Annotated in this window: 27 protein-coding genes; 16 read left to right on the forward strand and 11 right to left on the reverse strand. The window is 73.1% G+C overall.

The window, feature by feature from the left end; all coding sequences use genetic code 11:
• Positions 1–66: 66 nt before the first annotated feature.
• The 4 genes from qcrB to ctaE are packed head-to-tail and all read right to left on the reverse strand — an operon-like array spanning position 67 to position 4,440.
• Positions 67–1,755: a cytochrome bc1 complex cytochrome b subunit gene (gene qcrB, locus ACQEVB_RS21030; protein WP_432973980.1), complete on the reverse strand. Its 1,689-nt coding sequence runs from the start codon at positions 1,753–1,755 to the stop codon at positions 67–69.
• Positions 1,752–2,906, reverse strand: a complete 1,155-nt coding sequence (gene qcrA, locus ACQEVB_RS21035; protein WP_432973982.1) for a cytochrome bc1 complex Rieske iron-sulfur subunit — start codon at positions 2,904–2,906, stop codon at positions 1,752–1,754. Before qcrA ends, qcrB begins: the two co-directional genes overlap by 4 nt.
• Positions 2,903–3,772, reverse strand: a complete 870-nt coding sequence (gene qcrC / locus ACQEVB_RS21040; protein WP_432973984.1) for a cytochrome bc1 complex diheme cytochrome c subunit — start codon at positions 3,770–3,772, stop codon at positions 2,903–2,905. Before qcrC ends, qcrA begins: the two co-directional genes overlap by 4 nt.
• Before the next feature lie 50 nt (positions 3,773–3,822).
• The gene (ctaE, locus tag ACQEVB_RS21045) at positions 3,823–4,440 is read right to left on the reverse strand and encodes an aa3-type cytochrome oxidase subunit III (protein WP_432973986.1); all 618 of its coding nucleotides are present in this window, start codon (positions 4,438–4,440) and stop codon (positions 3,823–3,825) included.
• A gap of 122 nt (positions 4,441–4,562) precedes the next feature.
• On the opposite strand from ctaE, the gene ACQEVB_RS21050 reads away from it, so the two are divergent.
• Both ACQEVB_RS21050 and trpD read left to right on the forward strand, forming a co-directional pair.
• On the forward strand, positions 4,563–4,982 hold the full coding sequence (locus ACQEVB_RS21050) for a hypothetical protein (protein WP_432973988.1): 420 nt from the start codon (positions 4,563–4,565) through the stop codon (positions 4,980–4,982).
• Positions 4,979–6,016 carry an anthranilate phosphoribosyltransferase gene (gene trpD, locus ACQEVB_RS21055; protein ID WP_432973990.1) on the forward strand — a complete coding sequence of 346 codons (1,038 nt, stop codon included), beginning with the start codon at positions 4,979–4,981 and terminating at the stop codon, positions 6,014–6,016. Before ACQEVB_RS21050 ends, trpD begins: the two co-directional genes overlap by 4 nt.
• Positions 6,017–6,108: 92 nt before the next feature.
• Here trpD and ACQEVB_RS21060 read toward each other — a convergent pair whose 3' ends face one another.
• Complete coding sequence (locus ACQEVB_RS21060) at positions 6,109–6,387, reverse strand: Lrp/AsnC family transcriptional regulator (RefSeq protein ID WP_432973992.1); 279 nt, start codon at positions 6,385–6,387, stop codon at positions 6,109–6,111.
• Between the two features lie 99 nt (positions 6,388–6,486).
• Here ACQEVB_RS21060 and ACQEVB_RS21065 point away from each other — a divergent pair, with 99 nt between their 5' ends.
• Positions 6,487–8,067, forward strand: coding sequence for an IS1182 family transposase (locus ACQEVB_RS21065; protein WP_432964610.1), 1,581 nt, complete (start codon positions 6,487–6,489; stop codon positions 8,065–8,067).
• A gap of 192 nt (positions 8,068–8,259) precedes the next feature.
• On the opposite strand, the gene ACQEVB_RS21070 is transcribed toward ACQEVB_RS21065, so the two are convergent.
• Positions 8,260–9,972 carry a DEDD exonuclease domain-containing protein gene (locus ACQEVB_RS21070; protein WP_432973994.1) on the reverse strand — a complete coding sequence of 571 codons (1,713 nt, stop codon included), beginning with the start codon at positions 9,970–9,972 and terminating at the stop codon, positions 8,260–8,262.
• A gap of 117 nt (positions 9,973–10,089) precedes the next feature.
• On the opposite strand from ACQEVB_RS21070, the gene ACQEVB_RS21075 reads away from it, so the two are divergent.
• From ACQEVB_RS21075 to ACQEVB_RS21120, 10 genes are all read left to right on the forward strand, one after another.
• Positions 10,090–11,499 (forward strand): NYN domain-containing protein, encoded by a 1,410-nt coding sequence (locus ACQEVB_RS21075; protein ID WP_432973996.1) that lies wholly within the window; start codon positions 10,090–10,092, stop codon positions 11,497–11,499.
• A 75-nt stretch (positions 11,500–11,574) separates the two neighbouring features.
• Entirely contained in the window at positions 11,575–11,922 is a 348-nt protein-coding gene (locus tag ACQEVB_RS21080) for a hypothetical protein (protein ID WP_432973998.1), read from the forward strand.
• 325 nt (positions 11,923–12,247) lie between these two features.
• Positions 12,248–13,300, forward strand: a complete 1,053-nt coding sequence (locus ACQEVB_RS21085; RefSeq protein WP_432974000.1) for an NlpC/P60 family protein — start codon at positions 12,248–12,250, stop codon at positions 13,298–13,300.
• Between the two features lie 90 nt (positions 13,301–13,390).
• A complete protein-coding gene (locus tag ACQEVB_RS21090) occupies positions 13,391–14,554 on the forward strand; it encodes a glycosyltransferase family 4 protein (RefSeq protein WP_432974002.1) in 1,164 nt (387 codons plus the stop codon).
• Positions 14,541–14,960: a polyketide cyclase / dehydrase and lipid transport gene (locus tag ACQEVB_RS21095; protein WP_432974004.1), complete on the forward strand. Its 420-nt coding sequence runs from the start codon at positions 14,541–14,543 to the stop codon at positions 14,958–14,960. Before ACQEVB_RS21090 ends, ACQEVB_RS21095 begins: the two co-directional genes overlap by 14 nt.
• A 9-nt stretch (positions 14,961–14,969) precedes the next feature.
• Positions 14,970–15,758, forward strand: a complete 789-nt coding sequence (locus ACQEVB_RS21100; protein WP_432974006.1) for a metallophosphoesterase family protein — start codon at positions 14,970–14,972, stop codon at positions 15,756–15,758.
• A 34-nt stretch (positions 15,759–15,792) separates the two neighbouring features.
• Positions 15,793–16,239, forward strand: a complete 447-nt coding sequence (locus ACQEVB_RS21105; RefSeq protein ID WP_432974008.1) for an SRPBCC family protein — start codon at positions 15,793–15,795, stop codon at positions 16,237–16,239.
• A 43-nt stretch (positions 16,240–16,282) separates the two neighbouring features.
• The gene (locus ACQEVB_RS21110; protein WP_432974010.1) at positions 16,283–17,557 is read left to right on the forward strand and encodes an ArsA family ATPase; all 1,275 of its coding nucleotides are present in this window, start codon (positions 16,283–16,285) and stop codon (positions 17,555–17,557) included.
• Positions 17,550–17,903: a hypothetical protein gene (locus ACQEVB_RS21115; RefSeq protein WP_432974012.1), complete on the forward strand. Its 354-nt coding sequence runs from the start codon at positions 17,550–17,552 to the stop codon at positions 17,901–17,903. The genes ACQEVB_RS21110 and ACQEVB_RS21115 overlap by 8 nt, the downstream gene beginning before the upstream one ends.
• Before the next feature lie 23 nt (positions 17,904–17,926).
• Positions 17,927–18,889 carry an ROK family glucokinase gene (locus tag ACQEVB_RS21120; RefSeq protein ID WP_432980462.1) on the forward strand — a complete coding sequence of 321 codons (963 nt, stop codon included), beginning with the start codon at positions 17,927–17,929 and terminating at the stop codon, positions 18,887–18,889.
• Between the two features lie 76 nt (positions 18,890–18,965).
• On the opposite strand, the gene ACQEVB_RS21125 is transcribed toward ACQEVB_RS21120, so the two are convergent.
• Positions 18,966–19,430 (reverse strand): hypothetical protein, encoded by a 465-nt coding sequence (locus ACQEVB_RS21125; RefSeq protein ID WP_432974014.1) that lies wholly within the window; start codon positions 19,428–19,430, stop codon positions 18,966–18,968.
• Between the two features lie 203 nt (positions 19,431–19,633).
• Here ACQEVB_RS21125 and ACQEVB_RS21130 point away from each other — a divergent pair, with 203 nt between their 5' ends.
• Complete coding sequence (locus ACQEVB_RS21130; RefSeq protein WP_432974016.1) at positions 19,634–20,335, forward strand: lysophospholipid acyltransferase family protein; 702 nt, start codon at positions 19,634–19,636, stop codon at positions 20,333–20,335.
• Positions 20,336–20,625: 290 nt separating this feature from the next.
• The gene (locus ACQEVB_RS21135; protein ID WP_432974018.1) at positions 20,626–21,339 is read left to right on the forward strand and encodes a hypothetical protein; all 714 of its coding nucleotides are present in this window, start codon (positions 20,626–20,628) and stop codon (positions 21,337–21,339) included.
• A 28-nt stretch (positions 21,340–21,367) separates the two neighbouring features.
• Here the strand turns inward: ACQEVB_RS21135 and ACQEVB_RS21140 are convergent, their stop codons facing one another.
• The 4 genes from ACQEVB_RS21140 to ACQEVB_RS21155 form a co-directional block, all read right to left on the reverse strand.
• A complete protein-coding gene (locus tag ACQEVB_RS21140; protein WP_432974020.1) occupies positions 21,368–22,693 on the reverse strand; it encodes an ABC transporter substrate-binding protein in 1,326 nt (441 codons plus the stop codon).
• 10 nt (positions 22,694–22,703) lie between these two features.
• On the reverse strand, positions 22,704–23,531 hold the full coding sequence (locus ACQEVB_RS21145) for a carbohydrate ABC transporter permease (protein WP_432974022.1): 828 nt from the start codon (positions 23,529–23,531) through the stop codon (positions 22,704–22,706).
• Positions 23,528–24,403: a carbohydrate ABC transporter permease gene (locus ACQEVB_RS21150; protein ID WP_432974024.1), complete on the reverse strand. Its 876-nt coding sequence runs from the start codon at positions 24,401–24,403 to the stop codon at positions 23,528–23,530. The genes ACQEVB_RS21145 and ACQEVB_RS21150 overlap by 4 nt, the downstream gene beginning before the upstream one ends.
• Before the next feature lie 341 nt (positions 24,404–24,744).
• The gene (locus tag ACQEVB_RS21155; protein ID WP_432974026.1) at positions 24,745–24,972 is read right to left on the reverse strand and encodes an AbrB/MazE/SpoVT family DNA-binding domain-containing protein; all 228 of its coding nucleotides are present in this window, start codon (positions 24,970–24,972) and stop codon (positions 24,745–24,747) included.
• 77 nt (positions 24,973–25,049) lie between these two features.
• Here ACQEVB_RS21155 and ACQEVB_RS21160 point away from each other — a divergent pair, with 77 nt between their 5' ends.
• A complete protein-coding gene (locus tag ACQEVB_RS21160) occupies positions 25,050–25,544 on the forward strand; it encodes a polyadenylate-specific 3'-exoribonuclease AS (protein WP_432974028.1) in 495 nt (164 codons plus the stop codon).
• The last annotated feature ends 24 nt before the right edge of the window (positions 25,545–25,568 follow it).

Raw genomic sequence — 25,568 nt, forward strand, 5'->3', positions numbered from 1 at the left:
CGGCCGGCCATACGGAACGGGCCCTGCCGGAGACTCCGGCAGGGCCCGTTCCGTGTCGTGCTGGGGCTAGTCGCCCGCGGACAGCGCCTTCTCGCGCTCCCCGGCACCGCCGACGGTGCGCTCGCCCGTGTGGGCGTCGCCGTGCGCCTCGAGCTCACGGCGCGCGGCCTCCAGCCGGGCAGCCTCCAGGCGCGCGGTCTCCTCCGGGTCGTCCGGGCTGAGCAGCGAGCCGGGGACGGACGAGCCGCCCATGCCGAGCTGGTTCATGCGCTTCGGCACCGGGGCGCCCTGGTAGGCCAGCGGGATGGCGTGGCCGTGCTCGTCGACGCCGCCGAGGGGCTGGTGCACCTCGATGAACTCGCCGTGCGCGAGCCGCTTGATGATGCCCGTCTCGATGCCGTGCTCGAGGACGGCACGGTCGGCGCGCTGCAGGCCGATGCACAGCCGGTAGGTGACCCAGTACGCCAGCGGCGGCAGGATCAGCAGCCCGATGCGGCCGGCCCACGTGGTGGCGTTGAGCGAGATGTCGAAGAAGTACGCCACCCAGTCGTTCACGCCGCACAGCACCAGCCACGCGTACGTGACGATGGCCATGACCCCGAGCGAGGTGCGCACCGGCACGTCACGCGGGCGCTGCAGCAGGTTGTGCCGCGCGTTGTCCTTCGTGAAGCGCCGCTCGATCGCCGGGTAGGCCCCCGCGATGACGAACAGCACCGGCAGGAACGCCGCGGTGGCCCAGAAGGCGGCCGGCACCAGGTAGTCGCCGACGTTGATCTCCCACGCCGGGAAGATGCGGCCCATGCCCTCGGAGAACAGCATGTACCAGTCGGGCTGCGACCCGGCCGAGACGTGCGCGGCGTTGTAGGGCCCGAGGTTCCAGATCGGGTTGATCTGGAAGACGCCGGCCATGATCGCGATGACGCCGGTGGTGACGGCGAAGAACGCGCCGCCCTTGGCCGCGAACGCCGGGAGGATCCGCACGCCGACCACGTTGTTCTCGGTGCGGCCGGTGCCGGGGAACTGGGTGTGCTTCTGGTACCAGACGAGCCCGACGTGCGCGGCGATCAGGGCGAGCAGGATCCCGGGGATCAGCAGCACGTGCACGATGTACAGCCGCGGGATGATCTCGGTGCCCGGGAACTCGCCGCCGAACAGCGCCCAGTGCACCCACGTGCCCATCACCGGCACGGTGAGCGTGATGCCGGAGGCGATGCGCAGGCCGATGCCGGACAGCAGGTCGTCGGGCAGCGAGTAGCCGGTGAAGCCGGCGAAGACGCCCAGGAACATCAGCAGGACGCCGAGGATCCAATTGGTCTCGCGCGGCTTGCGGAACGCGCCGGTGAAGAAGGTGCGCAGCATGTGGGCGACCATCGCGCCCATGAACAGCAGGGCTGCCCAGTGGTGCACCTGGCGGATGAACAGGCCACCGCGCACGTCGAAGGAGATGTGCAGGGTGGACTCGTAGGCCCGGCTCATCCACACGTCGCGCAGGTTGTCGAACGAGCCGTTGTACTTGACCTCGACCATCGACGGGTCGAAGAACAGCCCGAGGAACGTGCCCGTGAGCAGCAGGATGATGAAGCTGTAGAGCGCGACCTCGCCCAGCATGAACGACCAGTGCGTGGGGAAGACCTTGTTGAACTGCTTGCGCATCCCGGCGGCGGGGTGGAAGCGCTGGTCCAGCTCGTCCAGCGCGGTGGCCGCCTTGGCCTGCAGCCCACCCGCGGAGCCGGTGGGGGTCGTGATGGAGCTCATGACTTCCCTCGATTCGCGTATCCGGGCCGCTCCCAGAAGCCGGGGCCGATGGGCTCGGTGAAGTCGGAGACGGCTACGAAGTAGCCCTCCTCGTCCACGGTAATGGGAAGTTGGGGCAGTGCGCGCGCTGCCGGACCGAAAATCGGCTTGGCGTACTCGGTCGCGTTGAACTGCGACTGGTGGCACGGGCAGAGGATCCGCTGGGTCTGCGCCTCGTACAGCGAGGTCGGGCAGCCGAGGTGCGTGCAGATCTTGGAGAACGCGTAGAACTCGCCGTAGTTGTAGTTCTCGTGGCCCGCGCGCTTGATCACCGGGGTGCCGGGGCGGAGCCGGATCAGCATGACCGGGGTGTCGGAGCGGCGAAGCGCGGCGTGCAGCGCCTCCTCGTTGCCCCGCTCGCTCTCCCGGAACGGGAAGACCGTCTCCATCGAGCCCGCGTCCTGGTCCTCCGGGCGGACCAGCGAGATCTCGTCCGGGTGGCCGGTGTCGCGGCGCAGGTAGACCTTCTCGCCGTTGACCGGCTGCCACGGGGTGACCCACAGGTCGGCCTGGTCACGGCCCTTCCACGGGTTGTGGATGAGCGGCGCGAGCGCCGCCACCCCGACGCCGAGGCCGAGCACGCCGGCCGCGGCTCCCGCCGCGCGCTTGATCAGCGAGCGCCGGGCGATGTCGGTGTCCTTACCGGCCTTGGCCAGCTGGGCGATGACGGTGCGCCGGGCCACCTCGTCCGACGGGCCGTCGTGGCGCTGCTGCACCGAGACCTCGTCGGGGAAGAACTTCTTCACGTAGGTGATGACGGCGACGCCCAGCGCCAGCACCGACAGCCCCAGCAGCGCCCCGATCACGGGCGTGTACAGCGCGTACAGCTCGTACCCGGGGGAGCCGGGCGCCTGGTACTCGAACGGCCAGAACAGGTACGCCCCGAGGAACGCCAGCCCGGAGACGGCGGAGATCGCGAACCACAGCGCCACCGCGCGCTCGGCCCGCTTCTCCGCCCGGGTGCCCGGGATGGGGAACTTCGGCGTGTTGTGGAGGACGACGACGTCGTCGAGGTTCGCGGCCAGCGTGGCGAGCTGGTCGGGAGTCATCTCGTCGAGCTCGGCCGGCGTGGGTGTGCGCGGCGCGTCGTGCGGATCGGTGGCGGTGCTCAATTCTTCGCTCCCAGCCAGAGTGCGAAGCCGATCATGGCGGCGACGCCGACGATGAAGGTGATCAGACCCTCCGACGTCGGGCCGATCCCCCCGAGCGGGTTGCCGCCGGGGTTGTTGTTGCCGTTCGTGACCGACTTGACGTACGCGATGATGTCCTTCTTCTCCTCCGGCGTGAGCTGCCGGTCCGAGAACTTCGGCATGTTCTGCGGGCCGGTGAGCATCGCCGTGTAGATGTCCTTCTCCGTCGCCGGGTCGAGCGTCGGGGCGTACTTGCCCGACGACAGCGCGCCGCCGCGACCGGTGAAGTTGTGGCACGAGGAGCAGTTCAGCCGGAACAGCTCACCGCCGCGGGCCGGGTCGGGCCCGCGCAGCGCGGCACCGTCCTCCTTGGGCGCCTCGGGCCCACCGCCGTTGGCCTGGATGTAGGCGCCGAGCGCCTCCAGGTTCTCGGTGGCCTCCTTCGCCTTCTCCGGGTCGGCCTGGTGCGGGTTGAACTCCGGCCGCACCGGCTTGCGCTCGGCCTGCGCCTCCTGGCGGGCCATCGGCATGCGGCCGGTCGAGACCTGGAACCAGACGGCGGCGTCACCGACACCGATCAGGCTCGGGCCCTTGTCCTGCACGCCCTGCAGGTTCGAGCCGTGGCAGGTGATGCAGGCGCTGGTGTAGAGCTCCTGGCCCTTCGCGATCTTCGCGGCCTCGTCCTGCTGCGCGCTCGCGACCTGGGCCTGCGGCGTGAACGCCGAGTAGATCGAGCCGACGGACAGCAGGGCGATGCCCAGCGCCATCGCGCCGGCGAAGCGCCTGCGGGCCCTGGTGCGCGGGCCCCGGCCGCGCTTCGCGGGGGGCGCTGTGGGTGTGGTGGTCATCAGCGACTTCCAGCTTCTGATCGTCGTTCGGCAGTCGTCAACGGGCCGGCTCAGCGGATGAAGTAGATGACGGCGAACAGCCCGATCCACACGACGTCGACGAAGTGCCAGTAGTAGGACACGACGATCGCGGCGGTGGCCTGCTGCGGCGTGAACTTCGCCATCTTGGTGCGGATCATCAGGTAGATGAAGGCGATGAGCCCGCCGGTGACGTGCAGGCCGTGGAAGCCGGTGGCCAGGTAGAACACGGTGCCGTAGGCGCTCGAGGCCAGCGTGAGGCCCTCGTGGGTGGCGAGGTTGTAGTACTCGTAGCCCTGCCCGGCCACGAAGAACGTGCCCATCAGCAGGGTGAGCAGGTACCAGCGGCGCAGCCCGAACACGTCGCCGCGCTCGGCGGCGAACACGCCGAACTGGCAGGTGAACGACGACGCGACCAGCACGATCGTCACCACCAGCGCGTACGGCACGTTCAGCTCGTACGGGTGGGGCGGCCACGTCTCGTCGGGCGGGTTCTGCGCTCGCGCGGTGAAGTAGATCGCGAACAGCCCGGCGAAGAACATCAGCTCGCTGGACAGCCAGACGATCGTGCCGATGCTGACCAGGTTGGGCCGGTTCAGCGAATGGATCCGCGCGCTGATGTTGGGAGCGGCTGTCGTCACGTGGGGCATTATGGCCCCCGGCCAACTTCTACAGCCTGTCGGGGTTGGCATCGGCCACCGATCGGTGAACGTGCGGCCACCCACTAGAGTTCCCCCACGCCCAGTACGGCCCGCGATTCGTAGGAGTGCCCGTGAGCAGCCCCGCCGAGACCCAGCCGCTGACGGTGCTCGTCTACAGCCACCGCGCCGAGGTCCGCGAGGCGATCACCACGGCCATCGGCCGCCGCCCGGCGCCCGACCTGGGGCGCGTCCGGTTCGTCGAGGCCGACGGGGTCGCCGAGGTCATCCTCGCGGTCGACCGTGGCGGGATCGACATGGTGATCCTCGACGGTGAGGCGCAGCCCACCGGTGGGATGGGCGTCTCGCGGCAGCTCAAGAACGAGATCGACGACTGCCCGCCGATCGTGGTCACGGTCCGCCGCCGGGACGACCGCTGGCTCGCCACCTGGTCGCAGGCCGACGCCGTGCTCGTCCACCCGCTGGACCCGCTGACGGCCGCCGAGACGGTGGCCGAGGTGCTCCGCCGCTCGGGCGCCGTGGCGCGGACGTGAGTGCGCCGACCTGGCCGGAGCTGATCGGGCGGCTGCTGGGTCGCCACGACCTGGACGCCGACGACACCGCCTGGGTGATGAACCAGGTGCTCGCGGGCGAGGCCACTGCGGCGCAGCTCGCCGGTTTCCTCGTCGCGCTGCGGGCGAAGGGGGAGACCCCGGCCGAGATCGCGGGCCTCGCCGAGGCGATGCTCGCGCACGCCCGCCGGGTGCGGGTGGACGGCCCGGCCGTCGACGTCGTCGGCACCGGCGGTGACCAGGCGCACACGGTCAACATCTCGTCGATGTCGGCGGTCGTGGTGGCCGCGGCCGGTGCGCCGGTCGTCAAGCACGGCAACCGCGCGGCCTCGTCGGCCAGCGGGGCGGCGGACGTGCTGGAGGCGCTCGGCGTCGCCGTCGACCTGCCGCCCGCCGGGGTAGAGGAGACGGTCGCGAAGGTCGGCATCGGGTTCTGCTTCGCCCCGGTGTTCCACCCGTCGTTCCGGCACGCCGGGCCCGTCCGGCGCGAGCTGGGCCTGCCCACGGCCATGAACGTGCTGGGGCCGCTCACCAACCCGGGCCAGCCGGGGGCGTCGCTCGCCGGGTGCGCCGACGCGCGGATGGCGCCGGTGCTCGCGCAGGTGTTCGCAGGGCGCGGCGCGTCGGCGCTGGTCGTCCGGGGTGACGACGGGCTCGACGAGCTGACCACCACGACCACCAGCACGGTCTGGGTCGTCGCCGGGGGCGAGGTGCGCACGGAGACGCTCGACCCGACTGCTTTCGGCATCGCCCGGGCCACCCGGGAGGACCTGCGCGGCGGCCCCCCGGACGTCAACGCCCAGGTGTTCCGCGACCTCGTCGGCGGCGCCACCGGCCCCGTCCGCGACGCGGTGCTGCTCAACGCCGCCGCTGCGCTCCTGGCGTTCGACGGGACGACGGACGACCTGGCCGCCGCGTTCCCGCCCGCCCTGGAACGGGCCGCCGCGGCGATCGACTCCGGCGCGGCGGCGCAGCTGCTGGAGACCTGGGTGAAGGTCTCCAGCGCGCTCCGCTGACGTCACACACCGCTGGGCCCGTTCACACACGTCCGAACGTGTGTGAACGGGCCCGACGGTGTGTGACGTGCGCCTGGCGAGCCGGCTCGGGCTCAGCCCGTGCCGATGGCGAAGCCGCCCTCGGTGTCCGCGCGCGAGTACGAGCGGAACGCGATGTGGGTGTCGGTGGACACCACGCCGTCGACCTTGCTGAGGCGGCCGGCGATGACGTCGGCCAGCTGCTCGTGCTCGCGGACCTTCACCACGGCGATGAGGTCGACGTCGCCCGCGCAGGAGTACACCTCGGCCACGCCGTCGAGGTCGGCGATCGTCTGCGCGGTCTCGGGGATGCGGTCGGCGACGGTCTGCACCAGGACGATCGCGGTGATCACAAGAGCTCCTAGGATCGGCTGGACGCAGGCTAGGAGACTGCTGAAAATCGCGGATGTCGGTTCGGTTGTTGATCTCGGCGGGCTGGGACGATCTGGTGTGTGCAGGGTCGGTTTGATCCGCAGCGTGAGCTGCTCGATGTCGAGTCCGTAGCCGGTCATCTGCTGCCGCCGGGCGGGGTGTTCGCGTTCCTGGCCGCGCACCGCCACGAGCTGTTCCCGGACGAGCTGTTCGCGGATCTGTTCGCGAGCGGCCGGGGGCGTCCATCGGTGCCGGTCGAGCACGTCGCCTCGGTGTTGGTGTTGCAGACCCTGCATGGGCTGTCGGACCGGGAAGCGATCGAGGCACTCACCTTCGATCTGCGGTGGAAGGCCGCGTGCGGACTCGCGATCACCGACACGGGTTTCCACCCGACCACGCTGACCTATTGGCGGCGCCGCCTGAGCGCCTCACAGCACCCGGAACGGATCTTCGACGCGGTCCGCGCGGTCGTGGATGCGACCGGCGCGCTGGCCGGTAAGCACCGGCGCGCGTTGGACTCCACGATCCTCGACGACGCGGTGGCCACCCAGGACACGGTCACCCAGATCATCGCCGCGATCCGCCGCGTCGCCCGGGAAGTCCCCGACGCCGCGCACGTGATCGCCACCCAGGCTCGCGGACACGACTACACCCAGCCCGGGAAGCCCCGCATCGCCTGGGACGACGAGCAAGCGCGGGCCGAGCTGGTCGACGCTCTGATCGGTGACGCCCACCGGGTCCTGGGACATCTGCCTGACCAGGAACTGGGCCCCGCTGCGGCAGAGGCGGTCGGGTTGCTGGCGCTGGTCGCGGGTCAAGACGTCGAACCCGCGCAGGGCTCAGACGGCACTGACGGGCGCTGGCGCATCGCCCGGCGCACCGCCGCGGACCGCGTCATCTCCACCGTCGACCCCGACGCCCGCCATGCCCACAAGACCCGCAACCGGCGCCAGGACGGCTACAAAGCCCACCTCGTGGTCGAACCCGACACCGGGATCATCACCGCCACCGCCCTGACCCCCGCGTCCGGCCCAGACAACTCCGACGCCACCGTCGGGATCGACCTCCTCCACCGCGACCTCGACCAGTCCCCAACAACACCCGAGACCACGCCCGACGCGGTGGAGGTGCTGGCTGACTCTGCCTACGGCACGGGGGACATGCTCGCCGCGCTGGCCAATGCCGGGCACCGCGCGGTGATCAAACCCTGGCCGCTGCGCCCCCCGGTTCCCGGCGGGTTCACCATCGACGACTTCACCATCGATGAGACCACCGGCCTGGTGACCTGCCCCAATGGGATGACCGCTCACATCACCCGAACCCGCAACGTCACCTTCGGCCGCCGCTGCCGCGGCTGCCCCCTCGCCTCGCGCTGCACCACCTCGGCCACCGGACGAACGTTGCGGCTGCACCCGCACGACGCACTGCACCGCGCGCACCGCGCCCACGCCGCTGCTGCCGATTTCGGTGAGATATACCGGCGGCACCGACCCATGGTCGAACGCAGCATCGCCTGGCTCACCCGCGGCAACCGCCGCCTGCGCTTCCGCGGCACCCGAGCCAACGACCTCTGGCTGTCCCACCGCGCGGCCGCGCTCAACCTGCGCCGACTCCTCGCCCTGGGCCTGCACCGCACCACCACCGGATGGGCGATCACCTAAACCCGCCTTGACGGTCACCACCCACACCACCACGCTGCCCACCGGGCGGAGTGACCTCTTGTCGCACCCACGGGTGCTGACCCTCGCAGCCTGACTGCCGAGGCGCCCTGCCCACCGAACCCGCCTTCTTCAGCAGTCTCCTAGCGCGCGGCCCATCCCGCTCACGCACACCGTCGCTGCGTGAGCCAGGGGTCAGTCCGGCAGCGGGCCGACCGGGCGAGCCCGTTCCGCCCAGCCCGTCCACGCCGCGGCGCTGCGCGCCGGCTCGGTCCACGCCGGCGCGGAGTGCACGAGCCGCGTGCCGCCGGACGACAGCCAGCGGTGCAGCAGCCACACCTCCTCGGCCGGCGCGCCGCGCAGGGGCCCCTCACCGGCCAGGACGGTCTGCGCTCCGGTGCGCAGCGCGTCGATCACCGGCATCGGCGACACGCCGCGGCGGGCCACCCCGGCCGCCGCCAGCCGCCCGTACCGCACCACCGCGATCTCCCAGCCGCCCCTGCCGTCCGGACGGGCGCCGACGATCTCCTCGACGGCGGCGAGCGCGGCCAGCCGCTGGCTGCGGGTGAGCGCCACGACGAGGCCGGCGAGCCGGTCGCGGCGGCGCACCGCCGCCTCGTAGCGCTGCTGCTCGCCCAGCTGCGCCACCTCGGCGGCGAGGCGGCGGATCGGCCCGTCGTCGACGCCGTCGACCAGCGCCGCAGCGGCGGCGACGGCCGGCGCGTACTCCTCGACGCTCTGCAGCCCGGCGCACGGCGCCGCGCACCGGCCCAGCTCGTGCAGCGCGCACGGGCTCGCGGACGCGCCGCGGGCCGGGATGCGCTGCGTGCACGACCGCAGGGGGACGGCGTCCAGCACCGTCTCGACGGCGGCGACGGCCTGCTGCCGGGAGCGGAACGGGCCGAACGCCCCGTCCCGCGGGGTGGTGACGACGGACAGGCGCGGGAACGCCTCCGCGGTCGGCGTGACCCACCACGCGCGGTGCGGCTTGCGCGAGCGCCGGTTGTACCGGGGCTGGTGCGCGGAGATCAGCCGCAGCTCGCGCACCGCGGCCTCCAGCGCGTGCGCGCACACCACGGAGTCGACGCGCTCGGCCTGCGCCACCATGTCGCGCACCCGCTTGCGCCGCTCGCCCGAGGTGAAGTAGCTGCGCACCCGGCGGCGCAGGTCGCCGGACGTGCCGACGTACAGCACCTCGTCGCGGGCACCCCGGAACAGGTAGACCCCGGGCGCGGCGGGCAGCGCGTCGGCCAGCGTGCGCTTGCGGCGCTGCGCCTCGGTGGGCCGGTGCGGCGCCGACTCCCTGGCCAGGTCGAGCAGCTCCTCCAGGCTCTGCACGCCGAGGTTGCCCACCCGCTCCATCAGCCCGTGCAGCACGTCGACCGTGGCGCGGGCGTCGGCGAGCGCCCGGTGGATCGGCACCGTCGACGCGCCGAAGAGCCGCGCCAGCGCCGCCAGCCGCACGCTGGGCGCCTCGTCGCGGGAGAGGACGGCGCGGGCCAGCCGCGCCGTGCACACCACCGGCGGGCGAGGCCACACGTGCCCGTGCCGCTCGCAGGCCGCGCGCAGGAACCCGACGTCGAACGGCGCGTTGTGCGCCACCAGCACGGCACCGGACAGGAACTCGAGCACCGACGGCAGCACGGCCGGCAGCCGCGGCGCGTCGGCGATCATCGCCGTGGTGATGCCGGTCAGCGCGACGATGTTCGGCGGCAGCCCGGTGCCCGGGTCGACCAGCGTGGCGAGCTCGCCCACGACCTCCCCGCCGCGCACCTTCACCGCCCCGACCTCGGTGATCGCGTCGGTGCGGTTCGACCCGCCGGTGGTCTCCAGGTCGAGCACCACGAACGTGACCTCGCGCAACGGCGTGCCCAGCTCGTCGAACGAGAGCTGGTTCGATCGCTGCACGGTTGGCTGGTCCGGCGGGGAGCTGAGGAGCGCCACGGCGGCGGACGTTAGCGACGACCCCCGACAGAACTGGCGATCAACGGGGTGTTCCGGGCCGATCGCGGCTAGCCTTGTGCAATGTCCGCGCAGCCCGAGCCGTCCTTCGGCGACGGGCGCCGCGTCCGGTTCGGCCTGGGGGGCGTCGATCCGGTCACGAGCAGCCCCTCGCCCGATCCCGCCGAAGCAGTGCCCGACGCCGGGCCCGAACCGGTCGACTGGGACCGCCTGCCCGAGCCCGTCCGCGCCCGGATCGCGGAGTCGGCGGCCACCGCGCTGGGCGAGCTCCCGGCGGCCGACGTGCCGGCGCGCCTGCGGCGGTTCGTGCGGTTCGCCCCGGCCAAGCGGGCGAAGCTCGCCTCGGGCCCGATGCTGCGCGAACTGTCGGAGTCGCACGCGTTCCGGGCGTCGGTCGTGGCCTGGTGGGACGAGCACCGCACCGGCGAGCTGGAGGTCGCCGCCGACGACGGGCTGACCGCCGCGGCCGCCGCGGTGCTGCGCGGGGTCCCGGAGGCCCCGCAGATCGTCGCCGACGCGGCCCGCGTCGGGGAGACCAGCGAGCTGCGCGCGGAGCTCGACGCGGCGCTGTCGCGGGTGGACAAGCTCACCGCGGAGCTGGAACGGCTGCGCGGCGAGCTCACCGAGGCCAGGGCACAGACCCGGGTGGCCGGGGCCGAGCGCGAGCACGAGTACCAGCAGCTCCGTCGCCGGGTCTCCGAGCAGGGGGCGCGACTGCGGGCCGCGGCCGAGGCGCAGGCCGCGGCCGAGGAGGCCGCCGAGACCGCTCGCGCCGTCGCCACCGCACAGCTGGCGAAGGCGGCCGCCGAGGTCGAACGGGAACGCGCCCGCGCCGAGACCGAGCGGGAGCGCGCCGACCGCGCCGCCGCGGAGGTGCTCGCCGCCCGGCAGGCGGCCCGCGAGGCCAGGCAGGCCGACGAGGTGCGGCTGGCCCTGCTGCTCGACACCGTCGGCGGTGCCGTCGAGGGGTTGCGCCGCGAGCTGGGGGTGACCGGCGGCGGTCCGCGTCCCGGCGACCTGGTCGCGGGCGCATCGGTGCTGCGCCGCGGCGCAGCCGTCGAGTCGCAGGCGGCGCTGGACGCCGTGCTCGCCGTGCCCGCGCTGCACCTGGTCGTCGACGGCTACAACGTCAGCAAGACCGGATACCCCGAGCTGCCGCTGGCCGACCAGCGTTCGCGGCTGGTGGGGCAGCTCGCGGCGCTCGCCGCGCGCACCGGTGCCGAGATCACCGTCGTGTTCGACGGCGCCGGCGTGGTCACCGCGCCACCGCGCGGCTCGCGGGGGCTGCGGGTGCTGTTCAGCGACCCCGGCGTGCTGGCCGACGACGTGATCCGCTCGATCGTCGCGGCGGAACCGGAGGGCCGGCCGGTGCTGGTCGCGACGGCCGACCGCGCGGTCGTCGCCTCGGTGCGCAAGTGCGGCGCCTACGCCGTCCCGTCGGCGGTGCTGCTGACCCGCCTCGGGCGGCCCTGACCGCGGTCTCCGGAAATTGTCGGTGGTCGCCCCTAGCGTTCGTGCCAGGTCGATCCCCGGCCGAACGGAGGCATCATGATCATCGACTGCGACACCTGCGCGGTGCGCGGGCTCGCATGCGGCGACTGCGTGATCGGCGTCCTGCTGAGCACCCCGGCGGAGCTCATCGCGCCTCTGCACGAGGACCCGGAGGACGTCACCTACCGCGTCGAGGAGCCCGGGCCCATCGGTCCCGACACCCGGTTCATTCCCGTCGACGTGCCGTCCGGCGCGCCCACGGTGCAGTTCGCCGCAGCGGAGCGGCGCGCCTTGGATCTGTTCGCGGATCAAGGCCTCATCCCCAGATTGCGGCTGGTGGCCGAAGTTCCGCGCCGAGTGTCCGGCTCGCCCGACGCTGCGCGCACGCACCGTGACGTGGGGTAGCTGAATCGGGGCGCGATCGGGTGAGTTCCGCGCAGGTGGAGCAACCAGGCTGGGGCGAACGGGCGACACACCGGAAGGGGGGTGGTGTGGACTCCGCGTCCTGGGGTCCGTAATCTCCCCGAGACCTTGCGGCCGTCAGCCATTCGAACCCCCGAAGGCGACGCAAGGTCACCGCCAAGCTGGGCCGTTCGGGTCCCCCTTTGCTCCGAACGATTCGGCGGCGGTCTCCGGAGGGAGATCTGTCCCCGTGGCGACGCCTCGGCGTACTTCGACCGGTCGCCCGCGGTGGTTCCGGCACGCGCTGCCCACCGCGGCATCCGTACTCGTGGCACTCCTGCTCGTCCCGGTGAGCGCGTTCCCGGCGCTCGCCGAGCCCACGCCTCCCAACCCGACCCCGCCGACGAGCGAGGCCGCTCCCGCTGCCGATCCCTCGCCGTCGCCTGCGCCGAAGCCCACCACCGCGGCCGACGCACAGAAGCAGCTCGACGCCGTCCAGAAGGACGCCGAGGCGCTCACCGAGCAGTGGCACGCGGCCACCGACGACCTCGAGGCCAAGAAGGGTCAGGTCAAGACCCTGCAGGCCGCCGTGGAGCCGGCCCAGCAGGCGGCGGACAAGGCGAAGGCCGACGAGGAGGCCTACCGCCAGCAGATCGACATGTTCTCGCTGTCCGCGCTGGACAGCGGCAACCTCGACCAGTTCAGCGCGCTGCTCGACAGCTCGGACCCGCAGCAGTTCCTCGACCAGATGTCGGCGCTGCAGACGCTGGCCGCCGACCACAAGGAGATCCTCGACAAGCTGCTCGCGGTCGTCGGCACCACGAAGCAGGCCCGTGAGGACGCCGACTCGGCGATCACGCGCGCCCAGGCCGCCGTGGACGCCGCCGACGCGGCCGCGAAGCAGCTGGAGCAGCGCAAGAAGGACGCCGAGATCCGCATCGACGAGGCGGAGAAGCTCCTCCAGCAGCTCACCCCGGCCCAGCGGCGCGACCGCAACGGCAACGCCGTCGACGCGCCGGCCCTGCCGTCGGGCGGCGGGGTGGGGGTGGCCGCGTTGCGGGCCGCCGCCACGAAGCTCGGCAAGCCGTACGTCTGGGGGGCCAGCGGGCCCGGCAGCTTCGACTGCTCGGGTCTGACGTCCTGGGCCTTCAAGCAGGTCGGGGTCACGCTGCCGCGGTCGAGCAGCGCGCAGGCCGGCATCGGCAAACCGGTGTCGTTCAGCCAGCTGCAACCCGGTGACCTGGTGTTCTACTACGACCCGGTCAGCCACGTCGGGATCTACGCAGGCAACGGCACCTACATCAACGCGCCGCAGAGCGGCGACGTCGTGAAGTACCAGAAGGTCTCCACCGAGGCGTTCTCCGGCGCACGCCGGCTCTAGAGACTTCGTCCGCTCCCCAGGGCGACGGGCGGCGACCGGCTCCGGCCGGTCGCCGTCCCCGCTCCACCGGCGGCCCGATAGCGTCTGACCGTGGGGACCCTGCTCGTCAGCAACGACTTCCCGCCCCGCGTCGGGGGCATCCAGTCCTACCTCCAGGCGCTGGCCGACCGGCTCCCGGCCGGTGAGCTGGCCGTGTACGCGCCGGCGTGGCGGGGTGCGGCCGCGTTCGACGCCTCGCGTGCCTACCCGGTGCACCGGCATCCGACGGAGCTGATGCTGCCGACTCCGGACGTCGCCCGCCGGGCCGCCCGGCTGGCCAGGGAGTACGGCGCCGACACCGTGTGGTTCGGCGCGGCCGCCCCGTTGGGCCTGCTCGGGCCCGGGCTGCGCCGCGCGGGCGTGGACCGCGTGGTGGCCAGCACGCACGGCCACGAGATCGGCTGGTCGATGCTTCCCGGCGCCCGGCAGGCGCTGCGCCGCATCGCCACGACCGCCGACGTCGTCACCGTCGTCTCGAAGCACACCCGCCGCCGCGTGGCACCGGCCTGCGGGCCCGCGGCCGCGCTCGAACTGCTGCGGCCCGGCGTGGACACGGCGGTGTTCCGGCCCGACCCGGGCGCGCGCGCCGACCTGCGGCACCGCCACCGCCTCGGGGACGCCCCCGTCGTCGTGTGCGTGGGCCGTCTCGTGCCGCGCAAGGGCCAGGACGTGCTGGTCAGGGCCCTGCCGCGGATCCGGGCAGCCGCGCCGGGCGCCCGGCTCTTGCTGGTCGGTGACGGGCCGGACCGCGACCGGCTCCGCCGCCTGGCCGCCGACTGCGAGGTTGCGCACGCGGTGGTGTTCACGGGCAACGTCCCGCAGGACGAGCTGGCCGCTCACCACGCCGTCGCCGACGTCTTCGCGATGCCGTGCCGCACCCGTGGACGCGGCCTCGACGTCGAGGGGCTGGGCATCGCGTTCCTGGAGGCCGCCGCCACCGGGGTGCCGGTGGTGGCCGGGCGCTCCGGCGGGGCCCCGGAGACGGTCCGGCCGGGGCGGACGGGCGCCGTGGTCGACGGGCGCGACCCGGTCGCGGTGGCCGACACCGTCGGTGCGCTGCTCGCCGACCCGGACCGCGCGGCGGAGCTCGGCGCCGCCGGGCGGTCCTGGATGGCGGCGGAGTGGACGTGGGACGCGGCCGCCGCCCACCTGCACGACCTCCTGACCGGCAACGTCCGCGCGCGGGTGGAAGACTCCCGGCATGCCGTCGGTTGACGTCGTCGACGAGACCTTCCTCGCCGTCCCGCCCGCGGTGGTGGCTGCCGCCTTCGCCGCGCCGGGCGCGTGGCGGGCGCTGTGGCCCGACCTCGATCTCGAGGTGGCGACCGACCGGGGCGTGCAGGGCGTGCGCTGGACGGTGCGCGGCGCGTTGGTGGGCAGCATGGAGGTGTGGCTGGAGCCCGTGCTCGACGGCACGGTGCTGCACTACTTCCTGCGGGCGGACCCACCCGGACCGGACGGCACGCCGCGGCCCCTGCCCGTCCGCCGCGGCGCCGCGATGGCGCGCGAGCGGCAACGGGCCGCGAAGACGATCGCGTTCGCGCTGAAGGCGCGGCTGGAGCGCGGACGGGCCCCGGGGGAACCGCCTCCGGCGCCGACGGATCCGCCCACGTCCGGGTAGGGTCGAGGCATGCGCGTGCACGTGGTCTCCGACGTGCACGGCAACACGGACGCGCTGGCCAAGGCCGGCGCCGGGGCCGACGCGTTGATCGTGCTCGGCGACCTGGTCGACTTCGCCGACTACGGCGATCCGTCCCGCGGCATCATCGGCACCGTGCTCGGCCGGGAGGCCGGTGAGACGTTCCGCAGGTTGCGCAAGTCCGGGCGGCCGGGCGAGCTGCGCGCGTTCGCGGCCGAGGCCTGGTCGCGCGTCGAGGACCCGGCCGCCGTGATCGAGGAGGCGGTGCGGGCCCAGTACGCCGAGCAGTTCGCCGTGCTGCCCACGCCGACCTACGCGATCCCCGGCAACGTCGACGTGGCGGCGCTGTGGCCGGAGTACGCCCGCCCCGGCGTCCACCTGGTCGACGGGCAGGTCGTCGAGCTGGGCGGACTCCGCTTCGGCTTCGTCGGCGGGGTGCCGCTGCCCCCGGGCATGGCGCCCACCCGCGGCGCCGGATGGACGCCGTACCTGCGCGCCGTCGAGGAGTACGACGCCGCCCTGCACGCCCTCGGCCCCGTCGACGTGCTGTGCCTGCACGCCCCACCCGCCGTGCCCGAGCTGCGCTACGACGTCGTCACCCGCCGGCCGGAGCTGGCCTCGGCGGCCGCCGTCGACGTGATCCGGGAGCACCAGCCGCGCACGGTCCTGTTCGGGCACGTGCACCAGCCGCTGGCCGCCCGGATGCGGGTGGGGCGGACCGAGTGCGTCAACGTGGGGCACTTCCGGCGGACGGGCCGGGCGCACGTCCTGCGGTGGTGAGGTCATCGCGCGACGGGCTGGGTAGCCTGCCCGCATGGCCGACGCCACGACGTCCACGATCCACATCGCCGCGCCACCGGAGCTGGTGATGGCGGTGATCGCCGACTTCCCGGCCTACCCGACGTGGGCCGAGCAGATCAACGGGGTGGAGATCCTCACCGAGGACGAGCAGGGGCGGGCCGAGCAGGTCCGGTTCACCATGGACGCGGGGCCGATCAAGGACTCCTACACGCTCGACTACACGTGGGCGCCCGACGGCATGTCGGTGCGCTGGACGCTGGTGAAGGGCCAGATCCAGCGCGCCCAGGACGGCTCGTACGTGCTGGAGAAGACCGGCGACGGCACGTCGGTCACCTACGCGCTGTCGGTCGACCTCGCGATCCCGATCATCGGCATGCTCCGGCGCAAGGCCGAGAAGGTGATCATCGATACCGCGTTGAAGGGGCTCAAGCGGCGGGTGGAGGCCCTCGACAAGGCCTGACCTGCCGGGTCGTCGCAGCACCCGGCCGGATACCGTGCTCCACGTGCGTGTCGTGCTGTTCACCGGCAAGGGCGGCGTCGGCAAGACGACGCTGGCCGCTGCCACGGCCGCGCGCCTGGCGCGGTCCGGGCGCAAGACGCTCGTCGTGTCCACCGATCCGGCGCACTCCCTCGGCGACGCGCTGGAGGCCGACCTCGGTGGCGACCCCGTCGAGCTGACGACGGGCCTGCACGCCGCCCACATCGACTGCCGGGCGCTGCTGGACTCCTCGTGGAGCACGCTGCAGGCGCACCTGCGCACGGTGCTGGCCGGTGCCGGCGTCGACGAGCTGGTGGCGGACGAGCTGACCGTGCTGCCCGGCGTCGAGGACATCCTGGCGCTGGGCGAGGTCGCCAGGGCAGCGCAGGAGGGCTCGTGGGACGCCGTCGTCGTCGACTGCGGGCCCACGGCGGAGACGTTGCGCCTGCTGGGGCTGCCGGAGGCGATCAGCGGCTACCTGGAGCGGCTCTTCCCGGTGCACCGGCGGGCCGTGCGCGGGCTGCTGGCCGGGATGGCCGGCGCCGACCGCGAGAAGGCGGCGACGTGGGAGGCCACGGCCGACGCGCTGGACGGGCTCGCCGCGCACCTGCGCGGGCTGCGGGAGTTCCTCGCCGACCACTCGCGCACGTCGATCCGGCTCGTGCTGACCCCGGAGCGGGTCGTGGCCGCCGAGACCCGCCGCACCCTCACCGCGCTGGCCCTGCACGGCCTGCGCGTGGACGGCGTCGTGGTGAACCGGCTGCTGCCCGGCCCGCCGCCGTCGCTGCGCGGCCCCGCCGCGCGCTGGCTGCGCGAGCGGCACCTCGAGCAGCAGGCCGTGCTCGCGGAGATCGTCGCGCTGGAGGGCAGCACGCTGGCTGGCGCGGCGGTGCGGACCGCCCCGTACACCGCGGCCGAGCCGACCGGCGTTGCCGCGCTGCTGGAGGTGGCCGACGCCCTGTACGGGTCGACCGACCCGGCCGACACCGGCTCGGTCGCCCCACCGCTGCTGAGCGTGGATCGCACTGCGGGGGAGGGGACGTCGCCGGACTCGGAGTTCGAGCTGTCGCTGCGCCTGCCCGGCGCTGCGGACGGCCCGTTGGACCTGGCCCGGGTCGGTGACGACCTCGCAGTCTCCCTGGGTGGCGTGCGCCGGTTGATCGCGCTCCCGTCGGTGCTGATCCGGTGCACCGTCGTGGCGGCCCGCCTGGAGGGCGACGACCTGAAGGTCACGTTCGTGCCGGACCCGGCCGTGTGGCCGCGGTCGAGCGGCCAGCAGGACGGAGACCGCCGTGGCTGAGGACCACCACCACGACGGGCTCGACGAGCTGCGGAGCGATCTCCGCGAGCTCCTGCTCGACACCATCGACCGGCTCGACCCGCTGCTGGAGGCGGCCCGCACCGGCGCACCGGACGCCACGCACGCCACGACGTGCGCCGTCTGCCCCGTCTGCGCGGTGCTGGCGGCGTTGCGCGGGGAACGCACCGCTCTGTCGATCCGGCTCGCCGAGCACGCCGGCGGGCTCCTGGCGGTGCTGCGGGCGGCGTTGGAGGAGGGCGACCCCGCGGCGCACCGCCCGCCGAGGCCGACGCCGGCGCCCCGTCCGGCCCGGCGCACCGTGCAGCACATCCCGGTCGTGCGGTGAGCCCGGCAGGGGTGGCCGTCGGGGTGGACGTGGGCGGCACCAGCGTCCGCGCCGGCGTGGTCGACGTGGACGGCACGGTCCTCGACACCGTGCGCACCTCGACCCCGGGCAGCGACGCCGCGCTGGAGGCGGCCATCGCGGGGCTGGTCGCGGCGCTGGCCGAGCGGCACGAGGTCACGGCGGTGGGGTTGGCGCTGGCCGGGTTCATCACCCCGGACCTGCGCGGCGTCCGCTTCGCACCGCACCTGTCGTGGCGCGACGCACCGGTCGCGGACCGCATCTCGGCCCGGCTCGGCCTGCCCGTCGTCGTCGAGCACGACGCGAACGCGGCGGCGCTGGGGGAGCGGCACTTCGGTGCCGCGGCCGGGGCGGCGACCGTGGTGTTCATCGCGATCGGCACGGGCATCGGCTCGGCGCTGCTGCTCGACGGCGCCCTCTACCGCGGCGCGTTCGGGGTCGCGCCGGAGCTGGGCCATCTGCGGGTCGTGCCGGACGGGCGACCCTGCCCGTGCGGCAAGTCCGGCTGCTGGGAGCGCTACTGCAGCGGCACGGCGCTGGCGACCACCGCGGTCGAGCTGCTGGCGCGCGATCCCGGCCGGTCACCGGCCCTGCACCGGATGGTCGTCGCGGACCCGGGCAGCGTCACCGGGCGCCGCGTCGCGGCCGCGGCGCACCGCGGCGATCCCGTCGCCGTGGACGCCGTCGCGGAGCTGGCGCGCTGGCTGGGCCAGGGGCTCGCACTGGTGGCCGACGTGTTCGACCCCGAGCTGGTGGTGATCGGCGGCGGGGTGTCGGGCTCGGCGCCGCTGTTCCTCGACGAGGCCCGCGAGCACTACGCGTCGCTGGTCACGGGCGCGGGGAACCGCCCGCTCGCGCGCATCCGCACTGCGCAGCTCGGCGAGGCGGCCGCCGTGGTGGGCGCGGCCCAGCTGGCGCGGGAACGGGCCGGAACGGCGGGGATCAGGGACGGGGCCCGGCGGTCCTGAGCGCACGTCACACACCGCTGGGCCCGTTCACACATGTTCGGACGTGTGTGAACGGGCCCAGCGGTGTGTGAGGTCGCTAGAGGATCGCGCCGCCGTCGGGGTCGTCGTCGCGGTCCATCGCCGACACCGAGTCGGGCCACAGGCGCAGCACCAGCCAGCCCAGCCCGGCGGCCAGCGAGATCAGGCCGAGCGGCAGGCCGTAGACGTCGCTCATGCCCAGCCAGCCGGGGGTGATCACGAGCACCAGGCCGAGGGCGAGCAGGACGCCGCCGACGATGGCGGGCGGCCCGATGCGCGGCAGCGGTGGGGGCTCGGGCGGGACGAAGTGCTCCTGGTTCTCGTCCCACGGCGTGACGGGCACGGGTGCGGTGGTGGCGTCGGCGCCGACCACGGGCTGCGGACGCGTGGTGGGCTCCTCGGGGGCGCCGGGCCACTGGGGCACCCGACCCTCGGACCGCCACTGCGCGACGATGGCGTCGAACTCGTCACGGACGGGGTCGCGGCCCAGCTCCCGTCCGCCCTCGTTCGAACCACCGCTCACGGAACACCCCCAGCCTTCACCCCGGCCGACGTTGCCGGCGTGACCCCATCCTGACATCTCGCGGCCGTGTTGAGGAGTCTCCTCCGAACCCGTTGTGCGCGCGAGGCCGGGTGGTGCGCGGATGAGCTTCGTCGTGCCGCGTTGTCGTGTCCCGACGGTTGTTCGTAGGCTGGCGCCCTCGAACTCGAGAGGGGCGCGTCCGGGTGCTGTACTGGTGGTCGAAGTTCGTCCTCCTCGGACCGCTGCTGCGGCTGTTCCTGAGGCCCGCCGTCGAGGGGCTCGAGAACATCCCCGCCCAGGGCGGGGCGATCCTCGCCAGCAACCATCTGGCCGTCGTCGACTCGTTCGTGCTCCCGCTGATGGTGCCGCGGCGGATCACGTTCCTGGCCAAGCGCGAGTACTTCACGCAGCCCGGTCTCGTCGGGTGGGCGAAGAAGACGTTCTTCAGCGGGGTCGGGCAGGTACCGATCGACCGCCAGTCGGGCTCGGCCGCGCAGGCGGCGCTGGACACGGCGGTGCGCCTGCTCAACGAGCGCAAGCTGCTCGGCATCTACCCGGAGGGCACCCGTTCGCCCGACGGGAAGCTCTACAAGGGCAAGACCGGCGTGGCCCGGATGGCGCTGGAGGCCGGGGTGCCGGTGATCCCGGTTGCGATGATCGGCACCGACAAGGTCAACCCGATCGGCTCGCGGATGTGGCGGCCGCACAAGGTGCGCATCAAGATCGGGGAGCCGCTGGACTTCTCCCGGTACGCGGGGCTGGCCGGTGACCGCTTCACCGAGCGGTCGATGACCGACGAGATCATGTACGCGTTGATGGAGCTCTCCGGGCAGACGTACGTGGACATGTACGCCGCGTCGGTGAAGGAGCGGCAGGCGGCGGCGGAGCGCGCGAAGTCCGCCTGACCGGCGGTGATCACCCGTTCGTGGGCGTGGCGTGGGTCGCGTTCTGTAATGCCCGCCGATGCCCGGTCGATGTCCAGGGCGTGGCACCCAGGACGTTTCGCCTGGACGGGCCGCCTGCTCCGCTCCCGCGGCAGGCGGGTCCGCCCTCCGGTGTAGCGTCCTCACCAGGATCGATACCGGCGCCGGCACCACGGCATCCGGTCGAGGGACCCTTCGGCCGGCAAGAGACCACCCATTTGCCGGTAGCGGGGCGCCCGACTAGTATGCAGTCGACCACGGACGGGTACTCGATGCGGGGAGAGCGGACGACGATCGTGCAGCCACCTCAGGCCGGGCGGCCACCCGCCGTTCCCCCGTCCCAGGGGCAGACGACCGTCCTGCGCGCGCCGCAGCCCGGGCTGCGCGGCCCGCAGCTGCCGACGACCGTCACCCCCGGTGGCCCGCAGGCGCCCACGATGGTGACGCCCGTCGGCCCGCCGCCGCGGCCGCCGATGGGTCACCCGATGGAGGACTCGTACCCGGGCATGGGGCCGGTCGTCAGCCAGGACCGGCCGCACTCCGGGCCGCGTCGTCCGGTGAAGCGCACCGGCGCCGCGTCGTACGCGCGCAGCCTCGCCCCGCTGGTCGGCATGAGCATCGTCGTGGTCGTGCTGATCGCCGGCATCACCGCCTGGATCTCCTCGACCCAGGACCGTTCCGCGGCCCCTCCGGCGCCGCGGCCCGCAGCCGGCCTCACGACGGCGCCGGTGGCCCCGTTCCCCAGCTCCGCGGTCGTGCCGTCGTCGGCGCCGAAGGTCGTCACGCCCAAGCCGAAGCCGAAGGCGGTCACGCCGTCGAAGGTGGTGCCGCCGCCGGCACCGTCGTCGAAGGCCGCCGCGCCGACGTCCGCTGCGCAGAAGACCTCGAAGGCGCCGGTCGAACCGCCGAACAACGGCCAGACCGACACCCCCGAGGAACCCGACCGCGGCCAGACCTGCGGCCTCTTCGCCTGCACCCAGAACTAGGACCTGTCCTAGCCCGGCAGGGCAGCAGCTACTTCACGGCGGCGTTCGCGGCGTCCTGGGCCTGCTGCAGGCCCGGGCCGACCGGGGTGCGTCCGGCGAAGATCTCGTTGAAGATCGGCTCGATGACCGCGTCGGCGGCGCCGTACTTCGGCCCGGACGGGGCGGCGATCGTCGCCGTGCCGCCGGCCTGCCCGAAGTACTGGGTGTCGACGCCCTTGGCCTTCCAGTAGTCGTAGTAGGCGGTCTGGGCGGCTGTCACGGCGGGCAGCGCAGCACCCTCGGCGCCGACGAAGCCGGCACCCTGCGGCGACGCGAGCCAGCGCAGCACCTCGAGCGTCGCCGCCCGGCGCGGGGAGGCCGCGTTGCCGGCCGCGATCACGCTGTTGACGACGCTGACGCGCCCGGCGGGGCCGGCGAGCATCGGCGCGATGCCCCACTCGAACTTCGCGCCGTCGGCGACGTTCTTGAGGTTGTAGGTGCCCGACTGGAAGAGCGCCATCCTGCCTTGCAGGAACTGGTCGCGGCTGAAGTCGCCGTTGGAGTTCGTGTCGGCGGCCGACGGGGCGACGTGCGCGGTGTTGATGAGCCCGACGAGGTACGTGAAGGCCTGCTCGGCCTGCGGGTTGGCGAAGACGAACGTGTCGTCGGGGGCCTGGAACCGCCCGCCGTTGGAGCCGACGAAGTCGTAGTAGATGGCCTGCAGGTCGCGGGCGGCGTTGAACCCGTACTGCGTGATCGCCTTCGGGTCGAAGCCCGGCTGGTCGGCGGTGCGGCCCGCGGAGTCCTTGGTGAGCTTGCGCGCGGCCGGCAGGAACGTGTCGGCGGACTGGTCGGTCGGGTGCCACGTCAGGTTGTTCGGGTCGACGCCGGCCGCGGCGACCATCGCCTTGTTGTAGAAGAGCGCGATGCGGCCGTCGGTGAGTGCCGGCACGCCCCACAGCGTGTTGTTGCGGCTGTACTGCGCCACCGCGGCGGGCACGAGCCCGGGGACGGCGTCGGCGAGCTCCTTGCCGACGTCGATCAGCTTGCCCGAGTCGGCGAACGCGCCGAAGTAGGTGGTGTTGACCCAGAACACGTCGTCGACGGTGCCGCTGGAGACGTCGAGGGGGAGCTGGGTGAAGTAGTTGCTGTACGGCACCACGTTGAGCTTCACCGTGATGTCGGGGTGCTGCTTGGTGAACTCCGCGAACGACTTCTCGTAGGCGGCGGCGACCTGCTGGTCCCACAGCCGGACCGTCACCGTCGTCGGACCGCCGCCCGTGGGCGGCGTGCCCGACGGTGCGGCCGGGGAGCACCCGGTCACCGCGAGCGCGACCGCCGCGGCCACCGCCGCCGCGAGATGGGTGATCTTCATTCCGCTCTCCTCATCGGAAGCCGGTGATCGTGATCGACCGGACGACGTTGCGCTGGAAGACCAGGAACAGCACCAGCAGCGGCGCGATGGCCAGGGTGGTGGCGGCCATGACGATCGTCCAGTTGCCGTTGTACTGGCTCTGCAGCCCGGCCGTGGCGACCGTGATGACCTGCCACTGCGGGCCGGCGGTGATCACCAGTGGCCACAGGAAGTTGTTCCAGTGCGTGACCACCGTGATGATCGTCAGCGTGGTGAGGATCGGCTTCGACACCGGCACGACGACGTAGCGCAGCAGGCGCAGGGTGCCGCAGCCGTCGATGCGCGCGGCGTCGAGCAGCTCGCCGGGGATGCCGCGGAAGTACTCGCGCAGCAGGAAGATCGCGTACGGCGAGCCGAACACCTGCGGCAGCACGAGCGCCCAGAACGTGTTGCGCAGCCCGAGGTCGGTCATCATCGAGTACAGCGGGATGATCGTGACGGCCTGCGGCACCATCAGCGTGGCCAGGTACACCCAGAACAGGGCGTCGCGGCCGGGGAACTCCAAGCGTGCGAACGCGTACGCCGCGAACACCGAGAACAGCAGCTGCCCCACCAGGATCACGGCCACGACCTGCGCCGTCACCACGACGGGCGCGACGAAGCCGTACTGCGAGAACAGCAGCGCGAAGTTCACCCCGGTCACGGGCGACGGCAGCGCGAGCGGCCCCTCCGACGCGAACTGCTGCGGCGTCTTCACCGACGTCATGACCGACAGCAGGAACGGGGCCAGGGTGAGCACGGCGCCCGCGGTGAGGGCGAGGTAGACCCCGGCGTCGCCGAGCCGGTTGCGCCCCGTCACGTCGACAGGTCGTAGGTCGTGCGGCGGGCGAACCACCGCTGCTGGACGACCGTGACGACGACCAGGATCACGAAGAGGCCCAGCGCCATCACCGCCGCGTTGCCGACCGTCCGCGTCTGGAACGCCTCGTAGTAGATCCGCCCCGCCACGACGTCGGTGGCCAGCTGCGGGCCGCCCTTCGGGGTCAGCGCGTAGATCGCGTCGAACGTCTGGAAGCTGGCGATCACGCCCGTGACCAGCACGAAGAACGTCGTGGGCCGCAGCAGCGGCAGCGTGATCCGCCAGAACCGCTGCCACGCGCCGGCCCCGTCGAGCACGGCGGCCTCGTGCACGGTCGGCGGGATCGCCCGCAGCCCCGCCACGAAGAACAGCGCCACGTAGCCGACCTGCGTCCACGCCGTCACCGCCGCCACCGAGGGCAGCGCCAGCGCCGGGTCGGCGAGCCATTCGATGCGCGTGCCGAGCAGCGCGTTCAGCGCCCCGTCGGTGGGGGCGAGGATCCACCGCCACACGACGCCCAGCGCGAGCGGCGCGCAGATCCACGGCAGCACGAACACCACCTGGTAGACCACCGAGCCGCGTAGCCCCCGGTTGATCAGCAGCGCGGCCGCCAGGCCGAGCACCGTCTGCGCCGGGATCGTGATGGCGACGAACAGCGCCGTGACCAGCAAGGAGTGCGCGAACCGGCCGTCCTGCGCCACCTGCGCGACGTTCGCCAGCCCGACGAACGTGCTCGGCGAGATGATGTCCCAGCGGCGCAGCGCCAGCCACATCACCACGAGGATCGGCAGCACGAGGAACACCGCCACCCCGAACAGGCTCGGGGCCAGCAACAGGTAGGCCGTAGCCGTCTGCCCGCGCCGCCCCCGCACCCGGCGTAGCAAATCCCTCGGCCGGACGCCGCGTCAAGGCGGAGCGCCGGAAGATCGACGATCAGTGGGTGGGCGTCCCCTCTCGCGTCCGGCGCCGGGTTCGGCGGCCGGTGGCGGTCGGGTGCGTTGATCAAGGGCAAAAGGTCGTTCGGAATCGATGCGGAAGCGACCATCTACCCTTGATCGCGGCAGCTCATGCCCAACGGTCCGGCAGCGCGCGTCGGCCGCGCCGCAGTGGGGAGAGTTCGGTGATCATGGGCAAACCGTCGCTCCCGAATCGATCCAGGACCACGGTCTGCCCATGATCACTGCATCCGGGTCGAGCTCCGCGGCACGGGCTCTCACCCGATGCTGGTGAGAGCCATGATCTGGTCGGTGCTCAGGACGACGTCGCCTCGCTCCAACGATGACGCGACCACCCCGTTGCCGCTCTGGGCCGGCCTCGTCGCTGGGACGATCACTGCGCAACCGCCCTGGACGACGATCTCGACCTCGTCGCCAGGCTCGAGACCGAGTTCGCGGCGCACCTGCTGTGGGATGGTGATCCGGCCCTTGCTGGTGATCCGCATCCGGCGAGAGTAGCGCCGGTACTCCTCGGTATCGGTCCGGCGACGCGCCTGTCCACCCCTGCACCTAGGCTCACCGGGTGCGCTACTTCTACGACACCGAGTTCATCGAGGACGGGACGACGATCGATCTGGTGTCCATAGGAGTGGTCGGCGAGGACGGGCGCGAGTTCTACGCCGTCTCCACCGAGTTCGACCCGGCGCGGGCCGGGGCGTGGGTGCGGGCGAACGTGCTGCCCAAGCTGCCGTCGCCGGCCGACCCGGCGTGGCGGTCGCGGGCGCGGTTGCGCTCCGACCTGCTGGAGTTCCTCACCGCGGGCGCGGGCGACGTGGAGCTGTGGGCCTGGATCGGGGCGTACGACCACGTCGCGCTGTGCCAGCTGTGGGGTGCGATGCCGGCGCTGCCGCGGGCGCTGCCGCGCTTCACCCGGGAACTGCGGCAACGCTGGGAGGACCGCGGCCGGCCGGCGCTGCCGCCGCCCACCTCCGACGCCCACGACGCGCTGGCGGACGCGCGGCTGAACCTGCTCCGGTGGCAGGCGATCGAGGCCGCCACGGCCGCCCACACCGCCTGACGGGCGGGCGGAGCGTTCGCTTAG

The sequence above is a fragment of the Pseudonocardia sp. CA-107938 genome (assembly GCF_050936315.1).
Taxonomy (GTDB): domain Bacteria; phylum Actinomycetota; class Actinomycetes; order Mycobacteriales; family Pseudonocardiaceae; genus Pseudonocardia.